Here is a 23368-nt window from a genome sequence, read left to right on the forward strand (position 1 = left end):
TGCCTGATCGGCAGCGCTATACGGGGCGGCTTCTGCATCGCGGTCTTCGGTGCGGGCATGTCAATGGTAAAGCTTCCCATTGGACGTGATCGGTGATGCGTAAAGCAGTGCAGCGCCGAGGTAGTGCCTGACGGCCTACGCTCGATACACTCCCTGAATTTCAAGTGCGAACGGCAGCCTTATGACTTCGACATTGGCGGATACGTCTTCCCAGCAGAACGGCACCAGCGTTTATGGTGACTACATCAAGTCTGTGATCCGTACGGTACGCGACTGGCCGAACCCCGGCGTCAACTTCCGTGATATCACGCCGCTGCTGCAGAACAGTGCAGCCTTCCGCAAGCTGATCGACAGCTTTGTGCATCGTTATCAGGAACTCAATATCGACGCGATCGCCGCTATCGATGCGCGCGGTTTCATTATCGGAGCCCCTCTGGCTTACGAAATGGGATGCAGTTTCGTTCCTGTACGCAAGAAAGGTAAACTGCCTTTCAAAACCATCAGTGAAACCTACAAGCTGGAATACGGTGAAGCGACCGTCGAGCTGAATTCCGACGCCTTCAAAAAAGGTGATCGCATTGTCGTGGTCGACGATCTGATAGCGACGGGTGGCACCATGTTGGCGGCAGCCAAGCTCATTGAACGTACGGGTGGGGAAGTCGTCGAAACGGCGGCCATCATCGACCTGCCTGAGTTGGGTGGCTCACGTCATATTCGCGAAGCCGGTCACAACGTCTTCGCCGTCTGTTCCTTTACCGAATCGGAGTAAACCGTATCATGGCAAGCAGCGAGCGCTATCAGCGCTACTTCAAGGTCTCTTGGGATCGCCTTCAGAACGATATCCGGGAACTCTGCAAAGACCTTGAGGGTCGCACGTTCAAAGGCATCATTGCTATCGCCCGTGGGGGCCTTATTCCCACGGGGCTGTTCGCCCAAGAAATGGGGCTGCGCAATATCGATACCCTTTGCGTGCAGAGCTACGATGCCATGTCGCAGCGTGAAGGCGTTACTGTCGACAAGGGCGTTGATCATGACGGCGAGGGCTGGCTGCTGATTGATGACCTCGTTGATACCGGCAAGACCGCACGCATTGTACGTGAGCTGCTGCCCAAGGCGCTGTTCATCACCGTATATGCTAAGCCGGAAGGGCGTCCGCTGGTCGATCGCTTCCATACGGAAGTGTCCCAGGATACGTGGGTGGTCTTCCCATGGGAGCCAAACCCGCCGGCAGATGCTTGAGCGTGACGTTCGAAGCGCAAGAAGAAAGCAGTGGGTCATTGGAGGAGTGCATGACAACATCGGTATTGCCTGACGACTGGAATGCAGAACTGGGGCAAGAATTTGAAGCACCTTACATGCAGAAGCTCAAGGCGTTTCTGCGGACGCGTAAGGATGCTCACCGTGTCATCTATCCCCATTCGTCCAACTGGTTTCGCGCTTTCCAGCTTACCCCGCTGGAGCAGGTTAAGGTTGTGATACTGGGCCAAGACCCGTATCACGGTCCGGGCCAAGCCCACGGGTTGTGCTTCTCGGTACGGCCCGGTGTAGCAACACCGCCATCGCTGGTCAATATCTACAAGGAATTGGCGACAGATGATGTGCCTTTCCAGCCAGTGAACCACGGTTTTCTGGAAAGCTGGGCGCAGCAGGGCATTATGATGCTCAACAGCGTGCTGACTGTTGAGCAGGGGCAGGCAGGTTCACACCGCAATCAAGGGTGGGAAACCTTCACCGATCGTGCGATCGAAGTCATCAATCGTCGTTGCCCGCATGTCGTGTTCCTGCTGTGGGGCAGCTACGCTCAGAAGAAAGCCGCCTTCGTGGATCGCCAGCGCCATCTAGTGCTGCATGCACCTCACCCATCGCCGCTGGCAGCGCACCGCGGTTTCTTTGGCTGTCGGCACTTTTCACAGGCCAATCAGTTCTTGGTGGCGAAAGGGATGGCACCCATTGAGTGGCAGCTGCCTTCCCACGTCGAGCCGATGGCACACTGAATGCCTTCAACGGCCAATGATACGATCCTTACTGTCATTGGCCGCACCATGATGCTTCGGCATCATCGTTATTTATCACGTTAGACTATCTGTCGAGAGAACCCTATGGCCGTTTATGCGATCGACCACCCTCTGGTAAAACACAAAGTGGGCCTGATGCGCTCTGCCAATCTGAGCACCAAGCTCTTCCGCGAACTGGCGAGTGAAGTCGCCGAGCTGCTGACCTATGAAGCAACGCGTGGTCTTGAGCTTGAGAAACGGACGATCGAGGGCTGGTCGGGTGAGCCGCTGCTCGTCGACAAGATCAAAGGCAAGAAAGTCACGATCGTACCGATCCTGCGTGCCGGTATTGGTATGATGGACGGTGTGACTAACCTGATCCCTAGTGCACGTATCAGCGTTGTGGGCCTGTACCGCAATGAAGAAACGCTTGAGCCGGTACCGTACTTCGAGAAATTCGTAAGTCAGCTGGACGAGCGCCTTGCGTTGATCATCGACCCGATGTTGGCAACCGGTGGTTCTGTTATCGCGACTATCGACATGCTGAAGAAGCATAAATGTCGTGAGATCAAGGTCATTGTTTTGGTTGCTGCACCAGAAGGGATCAAGCGCGTTCAGGATGCGCACCCGGATGTAGACATCTATGCGGCCTCCGTCGATGACGGCCTGAACGAGCACGGCTATATCGTGCCAGGCTTGGGCGATGCGGGTGATAAGCTGTTCGGTACGCGCTAAGGCCTTACCGAAAGCCCAATGTTATTGCAGATACCCGCCATGACACTCTGTCATGGCGGGTATTGTCGTTTTTGCGATGTCGATATGGCGTTAAAGTCGCGATGGACACACGGCCGCATTCGGTAACGAAGGAGGGTCATCTCAACGCTGCGCTAACGAAATCGTACGTAATGGCCTGAATATTGCAGTGTATTTGTCGGATGATATGTACTGTCTCGCGCACAGTGCCTATCATGTTGTTCATAGTATAAATACGAAACGGATCGAATTTATACTGTGGCAGTGGCAGACCCCTTCGATATTCCTTAAAGGCCGTGATGACAATGAAACTGGCGCATACCTTGGCGTTTTCCTCTTTCTTACTGGGCACATTGCCCGCAGTCAGTCCTTCAGTAATGGCGGCGACACTGCCGGCAGTAGAAGCACGCCATGCCATGGTGGTCAGCGCACAGGCGCTAGCTGCTCAAGTGGGCGCGGATATCCTCAAGCAGGGCGGCAATGCGATTGATGCTGCTGTTGCCGTAGGCTATGCCGAAGCAGTTGTGAATCCTTGCTGTGGCAACATCGGTGGGGGCGGCTTCATGACGCTTCACCTTGCGGATGGGCGTGATCTGTTCGTCGACTTTCGTGAAACCGCTCCGGCGGCCGCTTCCGCAAACATGTACCTGACGCCAGAAGGCAACGTGCGCAAAGGGGAGAGCATGTACGGCTATCGTGCCGTAGGCGTGCCGGGAACGGTCAAAGGACTGACGCTGGTGCACCGACAGTTCGGGCGGTTGACGCGCCAGCAGGTGATGGCGCCTGCGATTAAGCTAGCGCGTGAAGGGTTCGTTCTGACGCGTGCTGATACTGATATCATGGATGCCAAGGTTGATTTGTTTCGTAAGGATACCGAAACCGCGCGTATTTTCCTGCGCCCGGACGGCTCTGCATGGCAGCCGGGGGATCGCTTCGTTCAGCGCGATTTAGCGCACACCTTGCAGGCCATTTCGGCGAAAGGGGATGAGGCGTTCTATCAGGGGCGTATTCCCGCTGCCATTGCCGCCGCTTCGCGCCAGCATGGTGGGCTGCTGACGGAAAGCGATTTTGCACGCTATGAGGCGAAGATGCGAACACCGCTGAGCTGCGATTACCGGGGCTACAAAGTGATTTCTGCTCCGCCGCCCAGTTCAGGAGGTGTCACGCTGTGCGAGACCCTGAACATTATGGAAGGCTATGACCTGACCAAAAGCGGTTTTAACAGCGCAGCGACGCTTCATGTGATGACGGAAGCGCTGCGCCGTGCCTACGCTGACCGCAACACCTATTTGGGCGATCCCGATTTCATTGATAATCCGGTCAGCCATCTTCTCGATAAGCACTATGCCGCCACGCTGCGGGCATCTATCACCGACCGCGCTACCCCCTCTGCTGATATCCGTCCGCCAGCCGATTTGCCTGAGCGTCCCGAAACCACGCACTACTCCGTTATGGATGAAGCAGGCAATGCCGTATCCACGACATTTACTATCAACGGGCGCTTTGGCTCGGGCATCATCGCGCCGGGAACAGGCTTTCTGCTGAACGATGAGATGGATGACTTTACGGTCAAGGTCGGCGAGCAGAACTCGTATGGGTTGGTGCAGGGGGACCGCAACGCCATCGCACCGAACAAGCGTCCGCTGTCGTCGATGGCCCCCACTATTGTCACCTATAAAGGGCAGGTCTATATGGTGATCGGGACGCCCGGCGGTTCTCGTATCATTACGACCGTATTGCAGACTATCTCCAATGTGATCGACCATCACATGTCACTTCAGGAAGCCGTGGACGCACCGCGCATTCATCACCAGTGGTGGCCGGATCGCATCTTCTACGAAACGAGAGGGCTTTCTGCAGACACGCAGGCCGCGTTGAAGGCGCAGGGCTATACGCTTCAGGAGCAGACACCTTGGAGCGGCGTGGCGGCGATCATGAAAGGGCTGCCTGACATCAGCGAGCAGTCGGTTGAATCATCAGGTAATGATGGTGTGCTATCGGGTAAAGTGCGTGCAGGATATGTCTACGGTAGCAATGATGCGCGCCGCCCGGCGGGGGCTGCCAAAGGCTTCTAGTGCGCTGGTGCGGTCGTGATGAACGCTCTGCCTTGGCGTGCGGCGTTGCAGGTAGGCAGGGCGTTTGAGCATCGGGATCGTACTTGGGGCGTCAGCGCTTCATATGAAGTGAAGGGGCTAGCGGCGCAGGCAAGGACCGGCTCGTCCTTCAAAAGAGCCGGTCAGGCGTGGGTGACGTCGAACAGGTCAAGATGTACAAAGCCTACCGCCATGCCGTTATCGAACAGCCAGTGCTTCAAGGCATGCAGCAAGCGGTGACGCAAGTCGTCGATGTCGCGCTCGGTAGCGTCGGCAAGACGGTCATCCAGCCAGTCCAGCACACCGTCTTCATCCAGCTCGATACCCGGTGGCGGATCAATGACCGTGCGCCCTACGCGCTGCCAGCCATTGAGGTCGCTGCGCAGTGGTACGATCACCGTCAGAGCATGGCGGGTACGGCGACGCACGCCCTGACGCTGAGCCTGTTGCTGTTCCATCAAGCGCGGCGTGAGCGTCAGCGTCTTGTGCAGCTGGATTTGCTGGCCGTTCCACTGCAGCCATTCGCCATCGACGGGGCAATGTTCGCCTTGGATTCCCATGGCGTTTGCCAATGTCAGATGAGCTTGTTGGTGTTCCAGAGTGCCGTGCACCGGCAGCAGATGCTGCGGTTCGACCCAGGTGTAGAACGTGCGTAGCTCATCCTGTGCGGGATGGCCCGAGGCGTGCAGGGTGGGAATGTGCTGTTCATCAAGGACATTGATGTCGCGTAGGCGTAGTGCCTTGCATACGGCTCCGATCGCTTCTTCGTTGCCAGGGATGATCTTGGACGAGAAGATGACGCTATCGCCCGGTTCAAGGTCAAGGTCGCGGTGTCGCTGTTGGGCCATGCGGGCCACGGCTGCCTGTGGTTCGCCCTGACTGCCCGTCGCCAGTACCAAAACTTCTTCTTTGGGCAGATAGCCGACATCCTTCATGGGAACGGGCGTCGGGAAGTCGGTGAGGTAGCCCAGTACGCGTGCAATCTGAATCATGCGCTGCATGGCACGGCCCGCAATGGCGATGCGGCGCCCGCAGGCCTGAGCGGCCTGCGCCGCTGCGTGGATACGGGCCAAATTGCTGGCAAAACAGCTGACGACCACCCGCCCTTTGCATTGTGCGATGGTGTTCTTTAGCGTTTCAGCAACGACGGCCTCGCTAATGGAATGCCCCGGTTCCATCGCGTTGGTGGAGTCGCCTACGACCAGCGATATAGGGGCCAAGGCGCGGAAGACTTCCTCGCTGCTGGCCGGCCCGAGCAGTGGCGCAGGGTCGATCTTCCAGTCGCCAGTGTGCAGTACGCGATGCGCTGGCGTGGTTAGCAGCAGCGCACAGCTTTCGGGAATGGAATGGGTGACCGGCAGCGAGCGCAGGGTGAATTCACCTGCTTCGAAGGCTTCGCCAGGCTGGAATGTCTTGATGGCATGCGTCGAAAGACCGCGCTCCGAGAAGCGGTAGCGCAGCATGGCGGCGACTAATGGCGTGGCCCAGATCGCGCACCCCCAGTGCGGCCAGAGCCATGTGATGGCACCGATATGATCTTCGTGGCCGTGCGTGATGACGAGTGCGTCAGGCGTGATGCCTTCCTTGACAAGAGGTGCGATATCCGGCATCTGAACAGGGGTGCCCGGTAGGTCCTTTCGCAGCGCCATACCGCAGTCGATAGCCACCCAGGACGACGCATGGCCGTAGAGCGTCAGGTTCATGCCTATTTCGCCGCAGCCTCCCAGAAAGAGGATATCGAGCGGTGGGCGTTGACGTGGACGTATCTGTACCTGAGGTCGGTTCATTGTGCTGTCTATCGGCAAAGGGTGTTCCAATATACCTGACTCGGCAGGTTCCGGCAGCATTGATTGCCCGTACGCAAGTGCGGGGATATTCGTTACACTTTATGTAAGGTCGCCAGAAGCAACGGCTTATAGAAGCATTGCTCCTTGCACAACATCAATGTCATGGATCGTTGATCCCGTTTATTTCGCAGGCCTTGTTCATCATGTCTCATACCTATCGCTTGATCGTTTCCTGTCCTGACCGTGTGGGTATCGTTGCGCGCGTTTCTGGTTTTATTGCCGAACACGGCGGCTCCATTCTCGAAGCGGCTCAGCACTCCGATGTCATCGAAAACCGTTTCTTCATGCGCTACGAAATCGCATTCGAGTGCGATGCTGAGCATATCCGTCAGGGCTTTGCCCCCATTGCCGAAGAGTTCGGTATGAAGTGGCGTTTGCATGACGTGGCCGAACGCCCGCGCGTTGTCGTGATGGTTTCCAAGATGGCGCACTGCTTGGTCGATCTGCTGTACCAGAATGCGACAGGTGAATTGCCGGGCGATATCGTGGCCGTCATTTCCAACCACGACGACCTGCGCGGAATGACGGAATGGCATAATATTCCCTTCCATCACGTGGCAGTGGACAAAGACAACAAGCAACCTGCTTTCGACAAGGTTGCTGAACTGGTCGACAGCTACAACTGCGATACATTGGTGCTGGCGCGTTACATGCAGATTTTGCCGCCGGTGCTGTGCGAGCGCTATCGTGGCCGAGTCATCAATATTCATCATAGCTTCTTGCCGTCCTTTGTGGGTGCGCGTCCCTATCACCAAGCCTATGATCGTGGTGTCAAACTGATCGGAGCTACCTGCCACTACGTTACGGAAGTGCTGGATGCGGGTCCCATCATCGAACAGGATATTCAGCGTGTAACGCATACCTGCCTGCCGGATGATCTTGTCCGTTTGGGGCGCGATGTCGAACGCCGCGTGCTGACGCGCGGTCTGCATTGGCATCTCGAAGACCGCGTACTGTTGAACGGTAATCGTACGGTTGTATTTAGCTAACACCCTCGCGTTTGCTGTTACGGGTCGCGCAAGGTAAAAGAAGAGAAGGCGCCACGGTGGAATGCTTCACAGTGGCGCCTTCTCTGTCTGTCTTGATGCTGACATGGTTGCGTCGACCTTGTTCGAAAAATGACGTGTGTCACTGCTCAACCTCTTTTCATTTCTCTTCCATAATATCTATCCGTGCATACTGCCTAATGGTCGACGGCCTAACGCTATTTTCTTTTGTTGGTTCGGATTTCGTTCGTACAACATTTTTAACTGAGAAACTCTCTGTCGAAGGAGGATCTGGTGGGTAGTAGATCGGCTGTATCTGATGACTGAGGAGCGTTACTTGCTTCGTTATGGTGCGGAGCGTGATATGTCATACGTGCAGCAACGCCCAGAGGCTATGTGGTAGCTTCGTGAGCGAAAGTAAAGGCGGCAGCATGGATTGGTATTGAGCTAATGAGTTATGCCTATCCCTATTCCTATATAAAAAGGTAAACAGACTGAATGGCCGACGTTTTTTGTTGAGTCAGTTGATCTTCGTTTTCTCGGCAGTGCAGTAACCTTTACTTATATATAGGTAAATAATAAAAGCGTTTATGAAGTGATGAATAGTGCAGAGTCGTCTCCTATGCGCCGCCCGTAGGGAACAGCGATAGCTGATGGGGATCATCCTGTTCCGCTAACCGTACTCCCACGCCTAACAGTCTCACCGGGCGGCTGCGGCGTTGCCAAGCCTGCTCGAACAGTTCGCGAAAGCGGCTATCGGTCATCTGGTGATCCAGCGTTTCCATGGTGGTGTGAGTGAAGTCGTCAAAACGAATCTTGACGAAGAGCTTGCGCAGGCGAGGGGAGCCGTGATGAGCGACGCGCTCCTGCAGGCGTGTAATCAGTAGTTGAAGTGCTTGCCAGCAGTCATCTTGCCCGATGATATCCTGAGGGTAGGTGGTTTCGACGCTGATGGATTTGCGGACATGTACGCTTTCCACCGGGCGTTCATCTACTCCACGGGCAAGTTCATAGAGGCGCTGACCGAACCGCCCAAATCGATCCAGCAATATGGACAGAGGCACATCGCGCAACTGCAAGCAGGTGGTGATGCCCATGTCTTCAAGACGACCGCGAGTGCTGGGGCCGACGCCCGGCAGATACCGGACGTCAAGCGCTGCGATGAAGTCATCACATTCGCTGGGAGTAAGCACGAACAGGCCGTCGGGTTTTCGCCAATCGCTGGCAATCTTGGCGAGAAAGCGGTTGGGAGCAACACCCACCGATACTGTGATACCGGTGCGGGCCTTGATGGTGTGTTTCAGCCATTGCGCCATCCAAGTGCCGCTTCCCTTGAAGCGCTCGACATCGCTGATGTCCAGATAGGCTTCATCGAGCGACAGCGGTTCGACGATATCGGTGAGCTCGTGGAAGATGGCCTGGATCTGGCGTGACACGGCACGGTAGCGGGGAAAGTCTGGACGAATGACCTTGAGCTGAGGGCATAGGCGTAGAGCGTGAGCGGTCGGCATGGCAGAGCGAACACCGTAGCGACGGGCGACATAATTGCTGGTGGCGATAACGCCGCGCTGGTCGGCCTGGCCGCCGATGGCAATGGGCACGTTGGCCAATGACGGGTTGTCGCGCATTTCTACGGCAGCATAAAAACAATCACAGTCGACATGCAGTATCTTTCTCATGATGACCACGGTTTTTTAAAAAGAAGGTGTATATATAACCAGTATCCGGTAATAGCGGTATCATGGCAAGACGCTTTGGCGAAGGCAGTAGGGAAAAAGTTATAATAAGGTATCGAGTAGTAAGTTTCTGTGATTGCCGTTGTGGCTGCATATCGAATCAGGGAAAGTAAGTGGTTATGTGTTCCTTGATGAAAATAGATCAATGTTGGACTGATGCTCAAAAAGTGAGGATGGAATTTCAAAAAAGTACAACCGGGATTTTGTCAGGATTTTGAAAAATGCATTAAGAGAAGCTATTCTTGATTGCATGCAGGAGATTCCTGTCATAAATTTAGGAAGTACACTAGGCGAAGTCAGAAATTATGCTGTATACTTCTCCTCGCCCTGAACGAAGTTGCAGATATACGTACCGCATGTTGGTGTCATTACGTACATTGATATGAAGGCTACTTTGCTTCTCTGCCCTATCGTTCGACAAGATTCCGATTAGTGAATGTCCCCTTTTTCTGGAGTAACGCTATGTCCCTGCTTACTGATTACACGCTTAAACAGCAACAGATCGAACAACTCAAAACTGAACTGCAGAAACTCGAACAAGACGAACGTCTTAAAAACGAGATCGAGTTCAAAAACCGTCTTGAAGCACTGATGAAAGACTACGGTAAAAGCGCTCGCGACGTCATCGCTACGCTGGATCCGCGCGGTGAAGTTGCTAACCGTGAAGCAACCAAAGGCGGCAAAGCGGCAGGCACTCGTCGCAAACGTAAGCTGAAAGTCTACAGCAACCCGCACAATGGTGAAGTCATCGAAACTCGCGGTGGCAACCACAAGCAGCTGAAAGAATGGAAAGAGCAGTACGGCAGCGACGTTGTCGAAAGCTGGCTGCAGAGCTGATTACCTGTTTAAGGTAATCCCTGCTCAAAAAGAGACCCTGCATTGCAGGGTCTCTTTTTTTATGCAATATCACTCCGTCTCGTTTCATCAGTAGGGTGTTCTATTCAACGCACTGCTATTACGTTCTACCTGACACGAGAACATAGCGTTATGCTATTTATGCATCAGAGAGAGGATAAGCGCTATTTAATCTGTATCGATCATTAACGATACCTGCGGACTTATGCCTATGCGTTGCGTATGGCAGATCCGCATGGTGTGTTGTGTAATGGTGCAATTGAGGCAACGCGTACGCCATTAACATAAGAGAAGGCTAAGGTTATGGTGATATGTGCATAGGAGATCTAAATTTGCAGTGCCTCGCCACGTTTCTTGACATATCTCAAGATAAATCAGCTCACCCATATGTCACTTCCTGCCTTTAGCGCTTATTGCTTGCCTAGTTATCGTTGTGGCGTGCATTTTCCTGCGCTTTCAATTAAGGCTTAAATTCTTGCACATTCCTTTTCCATGTACCATTCACCGTTGCTTAATAGCGTTCCAGCCATAGGTATCGCCACAGGACTTTCTCTTAAAGATGGTCATGAGGGGTGCAATAGCGCGTAATGGGACGGTGCCCCTTGGGGATGCCCGCTTAAAAGGGAAGGGCGCCGTTATTAGCGTGGATTATGTGTGTAGTTGTTTTGAACGGTGTCGATAGCCCGCATGTGAGGGCGTATGGCAGATACCACAGGTAAAGTTGTTGCTGGGTTGATAAGCGGCACTGATATAGCAGGCCTGGCAGCGGTGGCAGGGTGTCAGCTGCAGTATCTGGCTGCGGCAGAAGCGCAGCAGTGTCCATGCGCGTGCCATGCTTAATAGCGTCTCGCTGTCGTCGAAGCAGGCCAGCTCTGACAGATAGTGGCGATAGGCGGCAGTCAAACGCTCGGGTGCGGTCAGCTTAGTCCTCATCAGGTCGACATAGAGGTTGGCGAACAGCGAGGCGTGAATGTTGGGACGCCACTGCAGGAACCAGTCTGCTGAGAAGGGCAGTACACCTCTGGGCGGGCGTTGGCCTGTATGCTCAATGTACATGCGGCGTAGCATGGGGACACTCAACCCCGTTTCCAGCGCAATGATGCTAACGGGGGTATTCAGCTCGACGAATTGCAGGGCCACCTGTGTTTGGTGGCAACGGCGTAGCAAGCTCATGTCGCGTCTCCCCACAGTACATCAAGTGTTGCATTCTTGCCGTGCTCATGGTGGCGCTGAGAGGCTTTCAGAATGGCGGCGTGGGCACGGTGCGCATCCACCAAGTGAGCGGGTGCCTGCAGTCGTTGTCGGAGCTGATCGGCGTTGGTGATGGTGAAATCGCACAGCATGCGGTGTGTATTGCTGAGATTGACTAGCTGATGGCTATCGAGCGAGACCAATAGATCAGCGATCTCTTCACTGATATTGAAGACATAGCGTGCCTTCAGTGGATCGGTAAGCAGCTGGTGCTGCAGCATGGAAAGGTAATGAAAATTAAATGAAATGATCTCGTGTTGTACCGACATGAGCATGGCATGTGGCTCCTTTGTTATGGTGCGAGATGGTGGCATGCCATAAAAATGGCATGCTGACAGTCGGTCTTTCTGTTCATGCCCCCAAGGGTGATATGCTAGCGTTGAGTCTATGAACCTAGGGGTGAGCTGCCTCGTTGAGAGCAGCTTTCCAGATAGTGCGTTGATGGTTAAGGAATACCCTGCTTGTGATGTCATCATTACCGAGTTTGTCCCCCCTCCCTTTTATATTCGTCCGCCACGGTGAAACGTTTTACAATTTTGAAAAACGCGTGGCAGGAAGCCGCAACGTACCGCTGACTCCGAAAGGGGAAGCGCAGGCCTTGAATGCGCGTCAGGTGCTCACGGATATCGCTGACCCTTTCGTGGTTTCCAGTACGCTGGATAGGGCAATCAAGACGGCACGCATCGCGATGCCGGATCATGAGCCGATGACGTTGGCGGGGCTATGCGAGCGCGACTGGGGGCCCTTGCAAGGCAACTCTATTCCGGACCAGATGCCGTACGTTGAAGCGGTCGACGGTGTCGAGTCATGGGAAGATTTTCAGACACGTGTCATCAACGCCATTAACGAGGCGCAACGGCTGGCACAGGGGCGTCCTGTCATTATCTTTGCGCATGCGGGAGTGTTTCGCGTGGTGAGGATGGCAACGCAAGGGCATCTTGAAGGCAAGCGCCTCCCTAACGCGTCACCGGTCAAGCTGCTGCCTGCTGGCGATACATGGGAAATGATTCCCTTGCAGCCCGAAGACTGGGCGTGAGGTCTTGTTGTTACCTGATAGATCCTACTGTATTGGTCGGGTAATAATGCCTATCCTGTGGAATCTGAAATGTTCTACGCTGAATATCGAGCGTGAACTTACAGGCTGAATGCTGTCAGAGCGTATGAAGGCGCTTATTCTCAAGGTACGCAAGGAGGTGTTCCATGACGATCAAGAAAGTCGGTTCTGCACACTGGGCGGGTAACATCAAGGAAGGTAAAGGTGCAGTGTCCACTGAAAGTGGTGCGCTGAAGGATCAGCCGTATGGGTTCAACACGCGCTTCGAAGGCAAACCGGGCACCAACCCTGAAGAGCTGCTGGGTGCTGCCCATGCGGGCTGCTTCTCAATGGCGCTGTCGCTGATGCTGGGTAATGAAGGCCTGACGCCGGACAGTATCGACACCAAGGCAACCGTCTCGCTTGATAAGAAAGGGGATGGTTTCGCCATTACCGCGGTGCATCTGGACGTCGAAGCACGCATTCCGGGCACCGATGCCGCTACCTTCGAGCGCATTGCCACTCAAGCCAAAGAAGGCTGTCCGGTATCGCAGCTGTTTGACACGACAATCACTATGTCGGCGCGCTTGGTCAACTGATCCACTGCGTGGCCATCTGTAAGCCCCCTCGCCATATATTGGCGAGGGGGCTTCGTCTATCTGGAAGGTTGGCTTACTGGATTACGGGAGCGCACGTGGGAAGCTATTCGACATCAAGAGGCTGGCGGCGAGCAGGGGCAGGCCATGCTTGATCCAACAGAGCGGTGTCTTCAGGCGGCAGTGTGATATCCAATGCTGCTACATTGTCATCAATATGATCTGGGTGAACGGCTTTGGGAATCGCAATAACGCTGCGCTGGCCGTGCTGTTCGCGGATTACCCATGCCAGCAGGATCTGTTGAGGTGTCACGCCGTGACGTTGGGCGACGTCGACGACGGCTGGTGAGCTCATCAGATGCTGACGCAGTCGACCACCCTGTGCCAGCGGGCAGTATGCCATCATGGGCAGGCGACGTTCACGTAGCAGAGGCAGTAGGCGGTATTCGACACCGCGAGACCCGAGGTGGTAGAGCACCTGATCGGTCTGACACAGTGCGCCATTGTCATGTTGCCACCACGCTTCCATCTCCCGATCGTCCAGATTGGAGACGCCGTATCCTTTAATCTTGCCCGCTTGTTGAAGGTGCATGAACCCTTCAATGATCTCATCGATTGGCGTGCTGGAGCCCCAGTGAAGCAGGTAGCAGTCGATCGCGTCGATATTCAGGCGACGCAGGCTGCGATCGCAGGCCTTGATCATCTCCTTACGCGATGCGTTGTGCGGGTAGACCTTGCTGACGATAAAAGCCTCATCTCGCCGACCTTCCAAGGCGGCGCCTACCACTTCTTCCGCGCCGCCTTCACCGTACATTTCTGCCGTATCGATCAGTGTCAGCCCGCGGTCCAGTCCATGCTGCAGCGCCGCGATTTCGGCCTTTCGCTGTGAGGGGTCTTCGCCCATCTTCCATGTGCCTTGCCCGATGGCGGGTAATACCGTGCCGTCGGGCCATTGAAGGGTAATGGATGCCATGCGCCTCTCCTTGCGATGTCGCTATAGACTGTCTTTATCATCGGACATGAGTCGAGCGAGCTCAAGCTGTCATTGAATTGAGGTGATATTGCTTTTAATGGGTATTGCATGGGGTGTGTTGCTTTTTTAAAAGTTTATATTGAAATTTTATGCTTATATTTTGAATATAACGACAACATAATGCTTATTGTTCATGTTAGTGTGAAAAGGTGTCCTTGAGACAGGACCTGCCTATCAACCATCCACAGCGATACCCGGCGCCTGATACAGGCGGTGGACAGGGGAGAACACAATGACCACGGCGGACGCAGCCATTCCTTCGACAACGTTCAAGACGCTCGGCAAGCAGGACGTGCGCGTACTGGGCCTAGCAGCGCTGGGTGGTGCGCTGGAGTTTTACGACTTCATTGTCTTCGTCTATCTGTCCAGCATTGTGGAGCAGCTGTTCTTTCCTGAAGACATGCCGGTGTGGCTGCGTACACTGCAGACCTTTGGCATCTTCGCGATTGGCTATCTGATCCGGCCGCTGGGTGGGGGCATCATGGCGCATTTCGGCGACTTGATTGGTCGCAAGGCGCTGTTCATGGTCAGCATTCTGTTGATGGCCATTCCTACACTGCTGATCGGCATGCTGCCCACCTATGCGTCGTGGGGAATTGCGGCACCGTTGCTGTTATTGCTGCTGCGGGTATGCCAAGGGGTGGCCTTTGCTGGCGAAGGGCCGGGTGCGACTACCTTCGTGGCGGAGCACGTGCCGCGCCAGCATATCGGCCTGGCGGGTGGCGCTTTGGCCTGTGGCTTCATGGTTGGGCTGCTGTTGGGCGTTTCGGTGTCCTATGCCTGTCGCCACTTCTTTTCAGAAGCCTCTCAGTTGAGCTTTGCATGGCGTCTGCCGTTCTTGCTGGGCGGAGTATTGGGCTTTGTCGCGCTTTGGGTGCGTCGTCAGCTGCATGAAACGCCTGTGTTCGAGCAGATGCGGGCTCGCCGCGCTCAGAGCAGTGCGCTGCCTATCGGCATTGTGCTGAAAGATCACCGCCGTACCGCGTTGACACTGATGCTGGCGGCTTTTGTTCAATCCTGTCTGTTCATATCGGTCGTGTTGTTGACGCCGGTGTTGTTGCCGCGCATAGCCGGTGTTTCCGAGATTGGCATGCTGAAGGTCAGTATCATGGTCGTGGTCATGACCGCACTGGGCTGCCTGATCGGAGGCTGTTTGTCAGATCGCTTTACTGAGCCAAAAACATGGGTCGCGTTTTGCGCCTTGGGTGGTGGGTGCTTCGCACTGCTGCAGTTGTTGACGATAAAAGGGGTGCTTTTGGAAACCCAGTGGCTGTTCTGGGGACTGTATGGCGCGAGCGGCTTTCTGCTGGCGTTGACAGGGATCGTCTCCGCAATGGCGGCAAAGATGTTTCCTGCCGAAGTGCGCTTTTCAGGTGTTTCCTTTTCGACTAACTCTGCCTATGCCTTGTCGGGTGGGATTACGCCGCTGTTGCTGACAACGGGTATCCATTACAGCCCTTGGGCCATTATGGTGTACGTGTTGCTGCTTGCCGGGGTAGGGAGTGTGTTGGGCGTCGCGCTGATGGGAGGCCGCATGCCGCGCTATCTGTGATCATCTAACACGGCAGTGGCAGTCGCATACCAAACTGAAAGATGAAATGCCCGTCTCTTATGAGGTGGGCATTTTCGTTGATGAGCCGAAGGAGGCGTGTCATTGCACCGTGGGAAAGCGATCCGCGTTGGCGGTGGGGCATGGTGCTTTTACTGGGGCAGTGGCTGGCGTCAGGTGGGGTTAGCGATGCGAGTAGGCAAGGACGATATATTCCAGTGATTTTCACTTTGTTGAAATAATATGCTAGCGAGTCGCGCTTTTATGCTGTGAATTGATGTAAAAACGCAATGACATGCTATCTTGCATCATGATACTTTTGTTGAATAGTGCGATGTAGAGCATGAGTAGCATCAAATGCCTGCTTTGTTCATGTTTCGGCAATAATTCTTATAGATGGGTGCGTCCATGACAACTGCGACAACAATAGAGGCTGAGGCAAAGACGCCTGATGAAACACGCCGACTCAGTGCTGAGGACGCCAAGATTTTGGGGCTGTCTGCACTGGGCGGTGCGCTTGAGTTCTACGACTTCGTCATTTATGTCTTTTTTGCATCGGCGGTACAGACGCTGTTCTTCCCGGCGAACATGCCGGGCTGGCTGAGTATGCTGCAGACCTTTGGTATCTTCGCCATGGGGTATCTGGCGCGTCCGCTGGGCGGCATCGTGATGGCACACTTCGGTGACATGATCGGACGCAAGAAGATGTTCATGTTCAGCATCCTGCTGATGGCGTTGCCGACACTCCTTATTGGGCTGTTGCCGACCTATGCCACGATCGGTTATGCCGCACCGGTATTGTTGCTGATCTTCCGCGTGTGTCAAGGGGCGGCCATCGGTGGTGAAGCGCCCGGAGCGTGGGTATTCGTGGCCGAACATGCGCCGAAGCGCCACGTAGCGTTGGCTTGCGGTGCACTGTCGTGCGGGTTGGTGTTCGGTATTCTGATGGGCTCGATTGTGGTGGTGATCTGCGATGCGATTTACTCGCATGCGGATCAGATCACCTTAGGAATCTGGCGCTATCCTTTCCTGTTGGGTGGTGTGTTGGGGTTGGTCACGCTGTGGTTGCGTCGCTATCTTCAGGAAACGCCGGTATTCGCACGTATTCAGGCACGCAAAGGCGCAGACAAGCGTCTGCCGTTGAAAGAAGTGCTGGCTAAGCACGGCAAGGCGGTCGGGTTGTCGATGTTGGTCACGTGGATGTTGACCGGGGTCGTGGTTGTTATTCTGTTAATGTTGCCGAACATGTTGCCGCGCCTTACGCATACGTTGAGCGACGGCACCATGCACTTGGCTAATATGGTTGCCATTATCATGACCTGTGTCGGGTGCTTGATGTCCGGCTTTATGGCTGACCGTGTGGGCGAAGGGCGCGCGCTGGCCACGTTCAGCGTGGGGGTGGCGGTCACCTTTACCGCGTTCTATGCCACAGCCATGTCGGCCTACAGTGACACCTTGCTGTTTGTGACCTATGCCTTGACCGGTTTCTTCGTTGGAATAATTGGCGTTATTCCTGCATTGATCGTGCGCATCTTCCCGGCTGAAATTCGTTTCAGCGGCGTATCGTTCTCTTATAACGTGGCCTATGCGGTATTCGGTGGTGCCACACCGATCCTGTTGACCATGGTCATCACCAAAATGACGTGGGCTCCGGTAGTGTACATCTGTGCACTGAGCCTTATGGGTATCGTGATTGGTGCCGTACTGACTCGACAGGGCGTTCGTCGCTACATCTGAGGCATGGTGCGATGTAGTGCCATCCCTCTTGCATCATTGCCGTATGGTGAGCGCGCTTATCCTCTGGATAAGCGCGTTTTTTATATGTTTTATATATGTGTACCGCGGTATATGCCGTATTTGTTGTACGGTTATTTCCCTGTTTCCGAAAGCGCTGAGCCGCTTACGCTGTTTTACGATTTGGGCGTCGTATTTAGAGGCTGTTTCGTAACCTGAGTGATCGCTTTTGCCCTGTCTATAATAGACGGTTTCTACCGCAATGTGTGGTTTGATGTCCCTTAAGTGATACGGGTATTAGCGTTATGAAACATGCACTTAGCATGGTTTATGCCATCTGATCATGAGCCGCATGCTGGCCGCACTAATTGGTATGGCACGTTGTTCTGTTAGCCGCATCGTGAGCTATTGGCATGCTGTGGTGATGGCCGTTTCTCCATCATATTTCTCATCGCCAATGAGCCCCGTTACTTTCCCGGCTGCGTTTTAAAGAATACCTATCGTCGGTGCGGCGCAGGCCGGTATGTAGGTGCCGTTAGCGGCTCTCTTATGCAGTAATCTCCTTCCATGCCAGCGGTTTTCATCACACCGTTGAGTGAGATTATTGAACACTTGCTTAAGGGCATAACGCCTCTTGGTCGCATTGGGGGGGATGAGGCAATTCGGTTTGAAGCAAGATGCACTTTTGTTCTTATACTGTCCTAAGAAAAGATAAGCTGTGGTCGAGCGGGAGTGCTCGGCCTGTTCTTATTCGCCATCCCTTAGGACAATCAGGACAGGAGCTGTCATGGACGTGACGCTGAAAGGTAAGAACGCGTTGGTAACGGGCGGAAATCGTGGCATCGGGGCGCAGGTGGTTCATGCACTGGCCGCCGCAGGGGCCAATGTCGCCATGCATTGCCGTACGCCCCATGAAGGGGCTGAAGCAATGGCGGCCGAGCTGTCCGAGCAGTATGGCGTCACAGTGCGCGAAATTGTCGGTGACTTTTCCGATCCCACCAGCATTACCCAAGTGTTCGAGCAGTTTGACACGCTGTTTCCGCAGATCGATATTCTGGTCAATAATGCGGGCTATGAGAATACCTATGCGCTGGAAGAGCTACCGCTGGAAGCCTGGCAGGGGCTGCTACAGGTCAACCTGACGGCGCCGTTCCAGTGTGCGCAGCAGGCGGCATTGCGGATGAAGAAGAGTGGCGGTGGGGTCATCATCAATATGCAGTCGATCCACGATGAAGTGATGCGCAAGGGGGTGTCTCACTACAGCGTTGCCAAAGCAGGGCTGAAGATGCTGACGCGCGCTGCTGGGGTCGAGTGGGGTGAATATGGCATTCGCGTGGTTGGGGTCAGCCCGGGGGCAATCGAAACCGACATCAACCGTGACGATATCGAAAAGACCGGGCGCGATAAGTACCACGCATGGATTCCTGCGGGCTTCGTCGGCGTTACCGATGACATCGCGGACCCGATCGTTTTCCTCTGCTCCGAACATGCACGCTATATCACCGCCACAACGCTCTACATCGACGGTGGCTACAGTCAGAACGTGGTGCGCTACGACGAGCGCAAGGACCACGCGGTCGATGAATAGCCTTTTCTGGGCCTGATCGTTGTTCCCTCAAACCGAGCGGCATTATCGCGCTCGGTTTTTTCGTGGCGATGTTAAGCTATGGGAACATGGCTAATGTGTTGTTACCGGATTGCGATGACAATGCCGGTGTGACCGCTACGCCATCTTCGGTTTCCTTCCCTTCGGCAGCAGGTGTCTATGTTTTCGGTTATTCATGCCAACCATATCGAGGATTTGCGCGATCTGGCGCTGTCGCTGGTCGAACGCGAGCCGCTTTCACCGCTGGAAGACGATGTCTTTCTGGTGCAGTCCAAGGGGATGGCGCAGTGGCTGCGTATTTGTATCGCCGAGCGGGAAGGCGTTGCGGCATCACTGGCCTTTCCGCTGCCGTCGGAATTCATCTGGCAGGCCTATCGCGCCGTGCTGGGAAACACGATACCTAAACGCTCACCGTTCGATCGCAAGGCGCTGGTATGGCGGTTAATGCGCCTGCTACCGCAGCTGGTCGACGAGCCGGTATATGCACCGTTGGCGACCTATCTGCGTCGCCATGAGCATGTCAGCGACACGACTTCGCATCAGCGTCTTCATCAGCTGGCCGAACGTCTCGCCGATCTGTACGACCAGTATTTGTTGTACCGCCCCGACTGGATGGCGGCGTGGGCATACGAGCGTACCGAGCAAACGGCTATTCGATTGGATGATGACCAGCGCTGGCAGCCGGTACTGTGGCGTATGCTGCTCAATGATGTCACGCCGGAAGAACGTACCTTTCACCGCGCGTGGGTGCATCGCCGCTTCCGCGAGCGGGCAGCTGAGCTGACCGAGCGGCCAGCGGGCATTCCTCGTCGTATCTTCATCTTCGGTATTTCCAGCCTGCCATGGCAGATTTTGGAGGCATTGCAGGCCATCGCTTCGGTGACCGATATCTATCTGTTGGTGACGAACCCGTGCCGGTTTTACTGGGGCGATATTGTGGGTGAGCGTGAGGCGCTGCGGCGCGAGACCCGGGCGCTGGCGCGTGCGCGCCATCAGCCGCATCCTGAGCTGGAATCGCTTGCACCCGACGAGCTGCACCTGCGTGCCAATCCGCTATTGGCAGGGTGGGGCGCACAGGGGCGCGATTTCATTGCGGCACTCTATGAGTTCGAAACTGAGCAGGGCTTCGACATTGATCACGATATCTTCCTAGACTGGGCTTCCGGGCCTGATGCGTCACTGTTGCAGCAGCTTCAGCAGGACATTTTGGATATGGCGCATCCGCGTGAGCGATTGGATACCGGTCATGGCCCGCGTCTGTTGGCACTGGATGATACCTCGGTGCAGTTCGTATCGGCACACTCACCGCTGCGTGAAGTCGAAATTCTGCGAGACCAGCTGCTGGCGGCGTTCGAGCAGGATCCAACGCTGAAACCGCGTGATATCGTAGTGATGGTGCCGGAGATCGACCGCTATGCGCCGCTGATCGACGCGGTGTTCGGTCAGTACGACCGCTCCGATGCCCGTTGGATGCCTTATAGCATTGCTGACCGCAGAGCCTCGCGGTCTCACCCTCTACTGGTGTGTGCCCTACAGTTGCTTGATTTGCCTGAACGGCGGCTGACGGTCAGTGAGCTGCTGGACTGGCTGGACATTCCTGCCTTCCGCCATCGCTTCGGTATCGACGCCAGTGCGCTGCCGCGTATCGCGCGCTGGGTGACGGGCAGCGGTGTGCGTTGGGGGTTGAATGAAGCCCATCGCGAGCTGTTGGGACTTCCGGCGCTAGCCAACAACACCTGGCGTTTCGGGCTGGAGCGAATGTTGCTGGGTTACGCCGTGGGCGGTGAAAGCCAAGCCGCAGGCGAGGCCTTTGCCGACATTGAGCCGTACGATGAGATTCAAGGGTTGGATGCCGAGCTGGTCGGGCGTCTGATGGATGTGACGGATACCCTTGACCGTTTTGCCGAGCAGATGGCCGAGCCGTGCCCGCCGACCCAGTGGGCAGAGCGGCTGGCACACCTTTACGATGCCGTGTTTGCACCGCGCACAGCAGAAGAATTCGATATCCGTCAGCGCCTAACGCGTGCCGTGTACGATTGGTTAGATCAGTGCGACAGTGCGCGTTTCGATGAACCGATAGCGCTGTGCATCGTGCGCGCCGCGCTGAGCGATATCATTGACGACGACGGTTTAGCACCACGCTTTCTGGGCGGTAGCATCAACTTCGCTACGCTGATGCCGATGCGTGCCATCCCGTTCCGCTACACCTGGTTGCTGGGCATGAATGACGGTGACTATCCACGTACGCGCCCAGCGCAGGACTTCGATCTGATGGCGGTCTATCCGCAACCGGGTGACCGCTCGCGGCGCGATGATGACCGCTATTTGATGCTGGAGGCGTTGCTGGCAACGCGTACACGTCTGACCTGTTCGTGGGTCGGACAGGATCAGCGTGGGGGAAGCCCGCATTCGCCGTCGATCCTGATCAGCGAATTGCGCGATGCGATCGCGCAGGGCTGGCGTCTGCCCGATGATGCCGAACATCCTTATGACCCGGATACGGGCGAGCATGTGCTTGATTGGCTGACTCAGCAGCACCCACTTCAGCCGTTCTCGCACCGCTATCTGGAAGGCCGCGAACCGCAGCTGTACACCTATGACGAGCACTGGGCCGCGGCGCTGAACGTGGCACATCGGCCGTTGCTGCCGAAGGAAGCGCATACACTGCCACCCGCACCGCTGGCTGATAGCCAGCTATCACAGGACGGGCTGCTGCGCTTGCTGCGTTCACCCTCCACGCTGTGTCTGGCGGCAAGGCTGAGCGTTCACTACCGTGAGCCAGAGGTGGATGAGGAAGACGCTGAACCCTTCACGCTGGACAATCTTCAGGTCTTCGATTTCAAGCGGCGTTTGTTGGAAGGGGCGCGAGCAGGAGAGCCTCTCGAAACGGCGGTAGCCAGAATGCAGCGGGCAGGACAACTGCCGCTGCTCGGGTTCGGTGACGCGCTGGTGCGCGGCATGCTACCGCGGCTGACCGTGCAGCTTGACCGCTGGCGGCAGGTACAACAAGGGTTAGTAACGCTGGAGCGTCAGGTGCTGCGCTGGTCATGGCAGGACGCTCTTGGGCAGACACGCTGGCTTGAGGCGGTGTTGGAAGGGCTTCAGCAAGATGAAGACGGGCAGTTGCACTGCTGGCAGATCGCTCCCGCCCACTATGGCGACGTATTCTCACGCCAAGGGCTGCCCGTATTGCAGAAACCGCATCGCCTGTTCGAGAACGAGGTGAAAGCGCTGCTGGCCAGCCTAGCGACAGGGCGATCCGTGCGCCCCGGCTGGGTGTTCGAAGACCGTGTGCTGCGTTTGCCGGCGATTACCCCGCTGGCGGCCGAACAGCAACTGATTGAATGGCTTGCCGTGATGGAAGAGGGCTGGCAGCGGCCGCTGCCGGTGGATCGCTCGTTGGCGTTTACCTACCTTGACGGCAGCGCACCCGAGCAGGATACGCTGGCGGCGGACGACCCACTCTGGCAGCCGTGCCGCGATCGCTATGAAGAAGAGACCTTCTGCGGCGATCAACGCCGCGCGCCGCTGCGCGACCAGCATCCGGTGCTAGGCGAGCTGTGGCCGACCTTTGATGATCTGCTGGCCGATGGATTTGCGCCGCTGAGCCGTCGTCTGTACGGCCCACTGGTCGCGCGTCTAGTCGATGCTGAGCAGCATCTGTAAGCGGCCATACCTTTAATTCTACCCCTAAGAGAACAAAGGAACTGCTGTTGATGACCGCCACTTCCCCCTTGCGCTTGATCGTTGGTATTTCGGGTGCCTCCGGCATCTGCTACGGCGTGCGTCTGCTGGAACGCTTGCAGGCACTGCCCATCGAGTCTCACTTGGTTATGTCCGCGGCGGCCAAACAGACGCTGGCGCTGGAAACCGATCTGAGCGTGCCAGAGGTCGAAGCGTTGGCGGACGTCGTGCATCACGAACGCTCGATCGGGGCCTCCATCGCCAGCGGCTCGTTTCGCACCATGGGCATGGTAGTGGCTCCCTGCTCAATGCGCTCAATGTCCGACATCGCCGCAGGAACGACTTCCACGCTGTTGACCCGCGCTGCGGATGTGGTGCTGAAGGAACGCCGCCGTCTGGTGCTGATGGTGCGTGAAACGCCGCTGCATACCGGTCATCTGCGCCATATGACCCAGTTGTCCGAACTGGGAGTGATCATTGCGCCACCGGTGCCCAGTTTTTATGCACGTCCCGAGACGCTGGACGACATGATCGACCATACCGTCGGGCGTGTGCTCGATTTGTTCGATCTGGATGTGCCCGGTGTTCATCGCTGGAATCCGCGCGGCTGAGGCCGTG

19 protein-coding genes are annotated in these 23368 nt (G+C 55.8%); 14 read left to right on the forward strand and 5 right to left on the reverse strand.

The window, feature by feature from the left end:
- The first annotated feature begins 181 nt into the window (after positions 1–181).
- The 5 genes from ZBT109_RS04700 to ggt all read left to right on the forward strand — a co-directional run bounded on the left by ZBT109_RS04700 (position 182) and on the right by ggt (position 4822).
- A complete protein-coding gene (locus ZBT109_RS04700; protein WP_051524183.1) occupies positions 182–769 on the forward strand; it encodes an adenine phosphoribosyltransferase in 588 nt (195 codons plus the stop codon).
- Between the two features lie 8 nt (positions 770–777).
- Positions 778–1239, forward strand: a complete 462-nt coding sequence (gpt, locus tag ZBT109_RS04705) for a xanthine phosphoribosyltransferase (protein ID WP_038279428.1) — start codon at positions 778–780, stop codon at positions 1237–1239.
- Between the two features lie 50 nt (positions 1240–1289).
- Positions 1290–1994 carry a uracil-DNA glycosylase gene (ung, locus tag ZBT109_RS04710; RefSeq protein ID WP_038279431.1) on the forward strand — a complete coding sequence of 235 codons (705 nt, stop codon included), beginning with the start codon at positions 1290–1292 and terminating at the stop codon, positions 1992–1994.
- Positions 1995–2099: 105 nt separating this feature from the next.
- Positions 2100–2729: a uracil phosphoribosyltransferase gene (gene upp, locus ZBT109_RS04715; RefSeq protein ID WP_027706087.1), complete on the forward strand. Its 630-nt coding sequence runs from the start codon at positions 2100–2102 to the stop codon at positions 2727–2729.
- A 323-nt stretch (positions 2730–3052) separates the two neighbouring features.
- A complete protein-coding gene (ggt, locus tag ZBT109_RS04720) occupies positions 3053–4822 on the forward strand; it encodes a gamma-glutamyltransferase (protein WP_051524184.1) in 1770 nt (589 codons plus the stop codon).
- 161 nt (positions 4823–4983) lie between these two features.
- Here the strand turns inward: ggt and ZBT109_RS04725 are convergent, their stop codons facing one another.
- Positions 4984–6627, reverse strand: coding sequence for a ribonuclease J (locus tag ZBT109_RS04725; RefSeq protein WP_027706089.1), 1644 nt, complete (start codon positions 6625–6627; stop codon positions 4984–4986).
- A 203-nt stretch (positions 6628–6830) separates the two neighbouring features.
- Between ZBT109_RS04725 and purU the strand changes: the two genes are divergently transcribed.
- On the forward strand, positions 6831–7676 hold the full coding sequence (gene purU, locus ZBT109_RS04730; protein WP_027706090.1) for a formyltetrahydrofolate deformylase: 846 nt from the start codon (positions 6831–6833) through the stop codon (positions 7674–7676).
- A 617-nt stretch (positions 7677–8293) separates the two neighbouring features.
- Here the strand turns inward: purU and dinB are convergent.
- On the reverse strand, positions 8294–9352 hold the full coding sequence (gene dinB, locus ZBT109_RS04735; protein ID WP_027706091.1) for a DNA polymerase IV: 1059 nt from the start codon (positions 9350–9352) through the stop codon (positions 8294–8296).
- A 519-nt stretch (positions 9353–9871) separates the two neighbouring features.
- Between dinB and ZBT109_RS04740 the strand changes: the two genes are divergently transcribed.
- Positions 9872–10246 carry a histone-like nucleoid-structuring protein, MvaT/MvaU family gene (locus ZBT109_RS04740; RefSeq protein WP_027706092.1) on the forward strand — a complete coding sequence of 125 codons (375 nt, stop codon included), beginning with the start codon at positions 9872–9874 and terminating at the stop codon, positions 10244–10246.
- Positions 10247–10912: 666 nt separating this feature from the next.
- Here the strand turns inward: ZBT109_RS04740 and ZBT109_RS04745 are convergent.
- Both ZBT109_RS04745 and ZBT109_RS13755 read right to left on the reverse strand, forming a co-directional pair.
- Positions 10913–11437, reverse strand: coding sequence for a FlhC family transcriptional regulator (locus ZBT109_RS04745; protein ID WP_027706093.1), 525 nt, complete (start codon positions 11435–11437; stop codon positions 10913–10915).
- Complete coding sequence (locus tag ZBT109_RS13755) at positions 11434–11790, reverse strand: flagellar transcriptional regulator FlhD (RefSeq protein ID WP_051524185.1); 357 nt, start codon at positions 11788–11790, stop codon at positions 11434–11436. The genes ZBT109_RS04745 and ZBT109_RS13755 overlap by 4 nt, the downstream gene beginning before the upstream one ends.
- Positions 11791–11981: 191 nt before the next feature.
- Between ZBT109_RS13755 and ZBT109_RS04755 the strand changes: the two genes are divergently transcribed.
- Positions 11982–12551, forward strand: a complete 570-nt coding sequence (locus ZBT109_RS04755; RefSeq protein ID WP_038279435.1) for a histidine phosphatase family protein — start codon at positions 11982–11984, stop codon at positions 12549–12551.
- 164 nt (positions 12552–12715) lie between these two features.
- The gene (locus tag ZBT109_RS04760) at positions 12716–13147 is read left to right on the forward strand and encodes an OsmC family protein (RefSeq protein WP_027706095.1); all 432 of its coding nucleotides are present in this window, start codon (positions 12716–12718) and stop codon (positions 13145–13147) included.
- Between the two features lie 103 nt (positions 13148–13250).
- Here ZBT109_RS04760 and ZBT109_RS04765 read toward each other — a convergent pair whose 3' ends face one another.
- Positions 13251–14117, reverse strand: coding sequence for an aldo/keto reductase (locus ZBT109_RS04765; protein WP_027706096.1), 867 nt, complete (start codon positions 14115–14117; stop codon positions 13251–13253).
- Between the two features lie 292 nt (positions 14118–14409).
- On the opposite strand from ZBT109_RS04765, the gene ZBT109_RS04770 reads away from it, so the two are divergent.
- From ZBT109_RS04770 to ZBT109_RS04790, 5 genes are all read left to right on the forward strand, one after another.
- Positions 14410–15729 (forward strand): MFS transporter, encoded by a 1320-nt coding sequence (locus tag ZBT109_RS04770; RefSeq protein WP_027706097.1) that lies wholly within the window; start codon positions 14410–14412, stop codon positions 15727–15729.
- A 405-nt stretch (positions 15730–16134) separates the two neighbouring features.
- Positions 16135–17463, forward strand: a complete 1329-nt coding sequence (locus ZBT109_RS04775; RefSeq protein ID WP_051524186.1) for an MFS transporter — start codon at positions 16135–16137, stop codon at positions 17461–17463.
- A 784-nt stretch (positions 17464–18247) separates the two neighbouring features.
- On the forward strand, positions 18248–19048 hold the full coding sequence (locus ZBT109_RS04780; RefSeq protein ID WP_051524187.1) for an SDR family NAD(P)-dependent oxidoreductase: 801 nt from the start codon (positions 18248–18250) through the stop codon (positions 19046–19048).
- A gap of 177 nt (positions 19049–19225) precedes the next feature.
- On the forward strand, positions 19226–22732 hold the full coding sequence (gene recC / locus ZBT109_RS04785) for an exodeoxyribonuclease V subunit gamma (protein ID WP_038279438.1): 3507 nt from the start codon (positions 19226–19228) through the stop codon (positions 22730–22732).
- A gap of 50 nt (positions 22733–22782) precedes the next feature.
- On the forward strand, positions 22783–23361 hold the full coding sequence (locus tag ZBT109_RS04790) for a UbiX family flavin prenyltransferase (protein WP_038279441.1): 579 nt from the start codon (positions 22783–22785) through the stop codon (positions 23359–23361).
- Positions 23362–23368: the final 7 nt, after the last annotated feature.

This window comes from Zymobacter palmae, assembly GCF_003610015.1.
GTDB classification, from domain to species: Bacteria; Pseudomonadota; Gammaproteobacteria; order Pseudomonadales; family Halomonadaceae; genus Zymobacter; species Zymobacter palmae.

Excerpts from the sequence above, each read along its gene's own strand:
- ggt (WP_051524184.1), top strand. The coding sequence starts at position 3,053 with ATGAAACTGGCGCATACCTTGGCGTTTTCCTCTTTCTTACTGGGCACA.
- ZBT109_RS04790 (WP_038279441.1), top strand. The coding sequence starts at position 22,783 with ATGACCGCCACTTCCCCCTTGCGCTTGATCGTTGGTATTTCGGGTGCC.
- ZBT109_RS04755 (WP_038279435.1), top strand. The coding sequence starts at position 11,982 with ATGTCATCATTACCGAGTTTGTCCCCCCTCCCTTTTATATTCGTCCGC.
- ZBT109_RS04775 (WP_051524186.1), top strand. The coding sequence starts at position 16,135 with ATGACAACTGCGACAACAATAGAGGCTGAGGCAAAGACGCCTGATGAA.
- purU (WP_027706090.1), top strand. The coding sequence starts at position 6,831 with ATGTCTCATACCTATCGCTTGATCGTTTCCTGTCCTGACCGTGTGGGT.
- upp (WP_027706087.1), top strand. The coding sequence starts at position 2,100 with ATGGCCGTTTATGCGATCGACCACCCTCTGGTAAAACACAAAGTGGGC.
- ZBT109_RS04700 (WP_051524183.1), top strand. The coding sequence starts at position 182 with ATGACTTCGACATTGGCGGATACGTCTTCCCAGCAGAACGGCACCAGC.
- gpt (WP_038279428.1), top strand. The coding sequence starts at position 778 with ATGGCAAGCAGCGAGCGCTATCAGCGCTACTTCAAGGTCTCTTGGGAT.
- ZBT109_RS04725 (WP_027706089.1), bottom strand. The coding sequence starts at position 6,627 with ATGAACCGACCTCAGGTACAGATACGTCCACGTCAACGCCCACCGCTC.
- recC (WP_038279438.1), top strand. The coding sequence starts at position 19,226 with ATGTTTTCGGTTATTCATGCCAACCATATCGAGGATTTGCGCGATCTG.
- dinB (WP_027706091.1), bottom strand. The coding sequence starts at position 9,352 with ATGAGAAAGATACTGCATGTCGACTGTGATTGTTTTTATGCTGCCGTA.
- ung (WP_038279431.1), top strand. The coding sequence starts at position 1,290 with ATGACAACATCGGTATTGCCTGACGACTGGAATGCAGAACTGGGGCAA.
- ZBT109_RS04745 (WP_027706093.1), bottom strand. The coding sequence starts at position 11,437 with ATGAGCTTGCTACGCCGTTGCCACCAAACACAGGTGGCCCTGCAATTC.
- ZBT109_RS04770 (WP_027706097.1), top strand. The coding sequence starts at position 14,410 with ATGACCACGGCGGACGCAGCCATTCCTTCGACAACGTTCAAGACGCTC.
- ZBT109_RS13755 (WP_051524185.1), bottom strand. The coding sequence starts at position 11,790 with ATGCTCATGTCGGTACAACACGAGATCATTTCATTTAATTTTCATTAC.
- ZBT109_RS04740 (WP_027706092.1), top strand. The coding sequence starts at position 9,872 with ATGTCCCTGCTTACTGATTACACGCTTAAACAGCAACAGATCGAACAA.
- ZBT109_RS04780 (WP_051524187.1), top strand. The coding sequence starts at position 18,248 with ATGGACGTGACGCTGAAAGGTAAGAACGCGTTGGTAACGGGCGGAAAT.
- ZBT109_RS04765 (WP_027706096.1), bottom strand. The coding sequence starts at position 14,117 with ATGGCATCCATTACCCTTCAATGGCCCGACGGCACGGTATTACCCGCC.
- ZBT109_RS04760 (WP_027706095.1), top strand. The coding sequence starts at position 12,716 with ATGACGATCAAGAAAGTCGGTTCTGCACACTGGGCGGGTAACATCAAG.